Below are 5,693 nucleotides of genomic sequence, written 5' to 3' on the forward strand. Positions count from 1 at the left end.
TGCCCTGCATGTGGAGGTTACGCCAAAACGTTTCAACAGCGGCTGGGCGCAATGGGTGCCCGCGCGGACCGCTACGCCCTGACGGTCGATCACCATCGACACGTCGTGGGCATGAATGCCCTGCAACTCGAAGGAGATGATGGCGCCCTTATCCGGCGCGTCGCCGAAGATGCGCAGCGAGTTGATGCTTCTCAGCCGCTCATGCGCATAATCCTTCAGATCGGCCTCGTGCGCGGCGATGCGCTCGCGGCCGACCTTTTCCATGTAGTCGAGGGCAGCACCCAGGCCGATCGCCTGGACGATCGGCGGCGTGCCGGCCTCGAAACGGTGCGGCGGCTCGTTGTAGGTGACGATGTCCTCCGTCACTTCCTCGATCATCTCGCCGCCGCCCATGAACGGGCGCATGCCAGACAGAATGTCCTTCTTGCCGTAGAGCACGCCGATGCCCGACGGGCCGTAGACCTTGTGGCCGGTGAAGACGAAGAAATCGCAGTCGAGATCCTGCACGTCGATGGGCATATGCACGGCGCTCTGGCTGCCGTCGACGAGTACTGGAATTCCACGCGAATGCGCGATGCGGACGATCTCCTTGATCGGCGTCACCGTGCCCAGCGCATTCGACATCTGCGTGATGGCGACCAGCCTGGTGCGGTCGGTCAGCCGCTTCTCGAATTCCTCGATGTGGAAGACGCCGAGGTCGTCGACCGGCACCCAGACGAGTTTTGCGCCCTGCCGCTCACGGATGAAATGCCACGGCACGATGTTGGAATGATGCTCCATGATCGACAGCACGATCTCATCGCCCTCGCCGATATTGGGCATGCCATAGCCATAGGCGACCGTGTTGATCGCCGAAGTGGTGTTGGAGGTGAAGACGATATTGTCGGTGCTGGGGGCATTGAGGAAACGGCGCACCGTCTCACGTGCCTTCTCATAGGCGTCGGTCGCGGCATTGGACAGGAAATGCAGGCCGCGATGGACGTTGGCGTATTCTTGGCTGTAAGCATGCTGGATGGCGTCGAGCACCGCCTGCGGCTTCTGCGCCGAAGCGCCATTGTCGAGATAGACCAGCGGCTTGCCGTAAACTTCGCGCGACAGAATCGGAAAGTCGCGGCGGATCGCCTCGACGTCGTAGGGGATGCTTTCGACTTTTTGGTCCATCACAAGCTCTTCCGAGGCACCGCCTCATTCCGTCCAACACCCCTCATCCGTCTCGGCGCTGCGCGCCGATCCACTGCCCCGGGGCGAGTCACTTGCCTCGCCCGTCCTTCGGACCCCACAAGGGGAGAAGGTCGGGGGCGCCTACCCGTGCGTGGCGAACCAACCGTCGAGCCTTGTTTCCAAGGCTTCGACGATCGCCTCGTCGTCCAGTTCCTCGATCACCTCGGCGACGAAGGCTTTCACCAACAGGCCCCGGGCCGACTTCTCGTCAATGCCGCGCGCCATCAGATAGAACAGATGGTTGTGGTCGATCTCGGTGACCGTCGCGCCGTGGCCGCAGACGACGTCGTCGGCGAAGATCTCGAGCTCCGGCTTGGTCGAGAACTCGCCATCATCCGACAGAAGCAGCGTGTTGCAGGCCATCTTGGCGTTGGTCTTCTGCGCATATTGGTGGACGTTGATGCGTCCCTGGAACACGCCGCGCGCCTTGCCCGTCACCACATTGCGGATCACTTCGGTCGAGGTCGTGTGCGGCACGGCATGGTCGAGCACCATGGTGACGTCGGTATGGGTATCGCCAGCCAAAAGATTGATGCCGCGCAGCGTGAAATCGGCGCCCTCGCCTGTCGTCCTGACCACGATCTCCTGGCGCACGAGCTTGCCGCCGGCGTTCATGACGAACAGCGTCAGTTTCGAATTCTTGCCGAGATGCGCCTTGAACTGGGCAAGATGCGTTGCCGTATCCGGCTGCTCCTGCACGATCAGCCATGTCACTTCGGCATCTTCGCCGAGCACAAGCTGGCTGACCGAGCTGACCAGTGCCGCGCCCTCGCCCGTTTGACGCTCGACAATGACAGCCTTGGCGCCGACGCCGACGCGCGTCAGCAGCCGCACATGGGTCTGGCCGCCGGCCTGCAGGTTCTGCAGTTCAAGCGGCTTTTCCAGCTCGGCGCCGTCGGCGATGTCGACGAAATAACCGTCAGCGACGAAAGCCGTGTTCAGCGCGCCGATGGCGTCGTCGGTTCCATAGGGATCGAGCCCAGGAGCGACGCTGCCGTCGGTGAGCTTCTCCGACAGACGCTGGACCGTCACGCCCTCGATGCCGGGAACCTTCGCGCTCGACACGCCATTCAGCACCGGCAGAATGGCGGAACCCTCAACGATCGGTGCAATGGCTTTCGCGGCGGCCGCCGGATCGAAGTCCGGCACCACATTGAGCAGACGGCGCAGGTCGGTGTAGTGCCAGGATTCAATGCGCCGCGTCGGCAGGCCGTGCTTGATCGCCTCGATGGCATCGTCGCGCTTCAGCATCACCGCGCCGTCGCCGGGCAGCAGCGACAGCCGCTCGCCGAAGGCGTCGATCAGCGCGGTCTCCGCAGGGGTCCGCTGGGGTTGAGTGTGCATATTCATCAGTATCGCCTTGGGGCTTTCTGGCATCTCACGCGGCTTGCCCGATCACGCCGGCATAGCCATTGGCTTCGAGGTCGAGCGCCAGCGACTTGTCGCCCGATTTGATCACCTGGCCCTTGTAGAGCACGTGGACCGAGTCCGGCACGATGTGTTCGAGCAGGCGCTGGTAGTGGGTGATGACGACGATGGCGCGGTCCGGCGAGCGCAGCGCGTTGACGCCGTCCGAGACGATCTTCAGCGCATCGATGTCGAGGCCGGAATCGGTCTCGTCGAGCACGCAGAGCTTCGGCTCCAGCAGCTTCATCTGCAGGATTTCGGCGCGCTTCTTCTCGCCGCCGGAGAAGCCGACATTGAGCGGCCGCTTCAGCATCGCCATATCCATGTTGAGCGAGCCGGCCGCGTCCTTCACCCGTTTCAGGAATTCCGGGATCTTCAACGGTTCCTCACCGCGCGCCTTGCGCTGCTCGTTCATCGCCACTTTGAGGAATTCCATGGTCGCCACGCCCGGTATCTCCATCGGATACTGGAAGGCGAGGAAGATGCCTGCGGTGGCGCGCTCGGCCGGATCCATTTCAAGGATGCTCTCGCCGTTGTAGAGAATGTCGCCTTCGGTGACCTCATAGTCCTCGCGCCCGGCGAGGATGTAGGACAGCGTCGACTTGCCCGAGCCGTTCGGACCCATGATGGCGGCGACCTCGCCGGCTTTCACCGTCAGGTTCAGGCCGCGGATGATCTCGGTGCCGTCGTCGACGATGCGGGCATGCAGGTTTTTGATCTCAAGCATTTTTGTTCTTTCTCCTACATCGAACGGCAGTCGAACTGCCCATTTTGTTTGTTCGGCCTTCTTTTCGCCAACCGTTGTCAGTCTCGTGGTGTCTTGTCGTCGCTCGACCAGAGGCCGGACGCGTCGATATAAGAAAGCGCTTCCTTCCCTCCGCAGCCGAACCGGCGTTTTACGGAAAGTCGCGCCTCCAAGCGCGAAATTCCCGATGCTCGCTCGCTGCTGAGGAATTTCTCAATTTCCTCAGGTGTTACGACCAAAGAGCGAGCCGGCTGCAATTCGAGGCCGTACCGTCCGCGAAGCTCCTTTATCGTCTCGATAGGGTTTTCCCCACGCGCATTCCGCTCGCGCGCAAACTCCTGCGCGTCGATATATGGGGATGTATCTGTGTCAGCAAATTCCATGATGACGGCGTTTAACCCACGCTCCCCTCGAGGCTGATTCCGATCAGCTTCTGCGCTTCGACCGCGAACTCCATCGGAAGTTGCTGGATGACGTCCTTGACGAAACCGTTGACGATCAACGCGATCGCCTCTTCTTCCGGGATGCCGCGCTGCATGACGTAGAATTTCTGGTCCTCGGAGATCTTCGACGTCGTCGCCTCGTGCTCGAACTGCGCGGTCGAGTTCTTGGCTTCCATGTAGGGCACGGTGTGCGCGCCGCACTGGTCGCCGATCAGCAAACTATCGCAATTGGTGAAGTTGCGGGCATTGGTCGCCTTGCGGTGCGCCGAGACCTGGCCGCGATAGGTGTTCTGCGAGAAGCCGGCGGCGATGCCCTTGGAGATGATGCGGCTCGACGTGTTCTTGCCGAGATGGATCATCTTGGTGCCCGAGTCGACCTGCTGGTAGCCGTTCGAGACCGCGATCGAATAGAACTCGCCGGAGGAATCGTCGCCGCGCAGGATGCAGCTCGGATATTTCCAGGTGATGGCGGAGCCGGTCTCGACCTGCGTCCACGAGATCTTCGAACGGTCGCCACGGCAATCGCCGCGCTTGGTGACGAAATTGTAGATGCCGCCCTTGCCCTCGGCGTCGCCGGGGTACCAGTTCTGCACCGTCGAATATTTGATCTCGGCATCGTCGAGCGCGACCAGCTCGACCACGGCGGCGTGCAACTGGTTCTCGTCGCGCTGCGGCGCCGTGCAGCCTTCGAGATAGGAGACATAAGCCCCCTCCTCGGCGATGATCAGCGTGCGCTCGAACTGGCCGGTGTTCTTCTCGTTCATGCGGAAATAGGTCGACAGTTCCATCGGGCAGCGCACGCCCTTGGGCACGAAGACGAAGGAGCCGTCGGTGAACACGGCCGAATTCAGCGTGGCGTAGAAATTGTCGGAAGTCGGCACGACCGAGCCGAGATACTTTTGCACCAGCTCCGGATGCTCGCGGATCGCTTCCGAGATCGAGCAGAAGATAACGCCGGCCTGCGCCAGCTCCTTCTTGAAGGTGGTGACGACGGAGACGGAATCGAACACGGCGTCGACGGCGACGCGGCCCGACTTGTAAACATTGTCGCTGGCTTCCTCGAGTTCCGACACATCGGTCTTCTGCACGCCGGCGAGGATCTCCTGCTCCTTCAGCGGAATGCCGAGCTTCTCGTAGACTTTCAGGATTTCTGGATCAACGTCGCTAAGCGAAGTCGGCCCGGGCGTGCTCTTGGGCGCCGCGTAATAGTAGATGTCCTGGAAATCGATCTTCGGGTAATGGACGCGCGCCCAGGTCGGCTCATCCAGCGTCAGCCAGCGCCGATAGGCTTCCAGACGCCATTCCAGCATCCAGGACGGTTCGTCCTTCTTCGCCGAAATGAAACGGATGATGTCTTCGCTCAGGCCCTTCGGGGCCTTGTCGACAGCGATTTCGGTCTGGAATCCATATTTATATTGGTCGACGTCGATCTTTCGGACCCGATCGATCGTGTCCTGCACAGCAGGCATATGCGTTCTCCATCCACGCCGGGGTCAAGGCCCGACAGTTTTCAAACTATGGCACCGCTAAGGAGCAGCCACGGGCGCTCCAGGACGGCGTAAGTTCCATATAGTGCGCTTCCGCCGGAAATTCACCCGGCCACCATGAAACGCACGGCTCTACCAAGGCCTTGGTGGCCCATATTCCTTTTCTTTGAGCATCGAATTTTCCGAAAACCGCTTCACACTTTTCGGTTCGATGCTCCAACCGCCCTCAGGCGGCTCTTTCCTTGCCGACCCGGCGCGAAGCGATTCCCGCCAGCGCCGTCCGGAACAGTTCGATATCCTCGGCGCCGGTTGCATGGCCAATGGACACGCGCAGCGCGCCAAGGCTGTCGCCAAAACCCATGGCTTTCAGCACATGGCTTGGGCCAACCT

Annotated in this window: 5 protein-coding genes and 1 pseudogene; all 6 read right to left on the minus strand. The window is 61.4% G+C overall.

All coding sequences use genetic code 11. The annotated features are described in order from the left end of the window. Positions 1-1,161 (minus strand): cysteine desulfurase (locus CN311_RS21250; protein WP_097575670.1); only part of this gene is annotated, 1,161 nt, incomplete at its 3' end. Positions 1,162-1,302: 141 nt separating this feature from the next. Continuing rightward, positions 1,303-2,571 (minus strand): Fe-S cluster assembly protein SufD, encoded by a 1,269-nt coding sequence (gene sufD, locus CN311_RS21255; protein ID WP_097575674.1) that lies wholly within the window; start codon positions 2,569-2,571, stop codon positions 1,303-1,305. Positions 2,572-2,599: 28 nt separating this feature from the next. Continuing rightward, the gene (gene sufC, locus CN311_RS21260; RefSeq protein WP_097575671.1) at positions 2,600-3,355 is read right to left on the minus strand and encodes a Fe-S cluster assembly ATPase SufC; all 756 of its coding nucleotides are present in this window, start codon (positions 3,353-3,355) and stop codon (positions 2,600-2,602) included. A 77-nt stretch (positions 3,356-3,432) separates the two neighbouring features. Next, entirely contained in the window at positions 3,433-3,756 is a 324-nt protein-coding gene (locus CN311_RS21265) for a hypothetical protein (protein ID WP_097575672.1), read from the minus strand. An 11-nt stretch (positions 3,757-3,767) separates the two neighbouring features. Continuing rightward, positions 3,768-5,285, minus strand: a complete 1,518-nt coding sequence (gene sufB, locus CN311_RS21270) for a Fe-S cluster assembly protein SufB (RefSeq protein ID WP_097575673.1) — start codon at positions 5,283-5,285, stop codon at positions 3,768-3,770. 244 nt (positions 5,286-5,529) lie between these two features. Beyond that, positions 5,530-5,693, minus strand: a pseudogene (locus CN311_RS33490) (cysteine desulfurase); the annotation flags it as partial.

It is taken from the genome of Mesorhizobium sanjuanii, from assembly GCF_002529485.1.
Lineage (GTDB): Bacteria > Pseudomonadota > Alphaproteobacteria > Rhizobiales > Rhizobiaceae > Mesorhizobium > Mesorhizobium sanjuanii.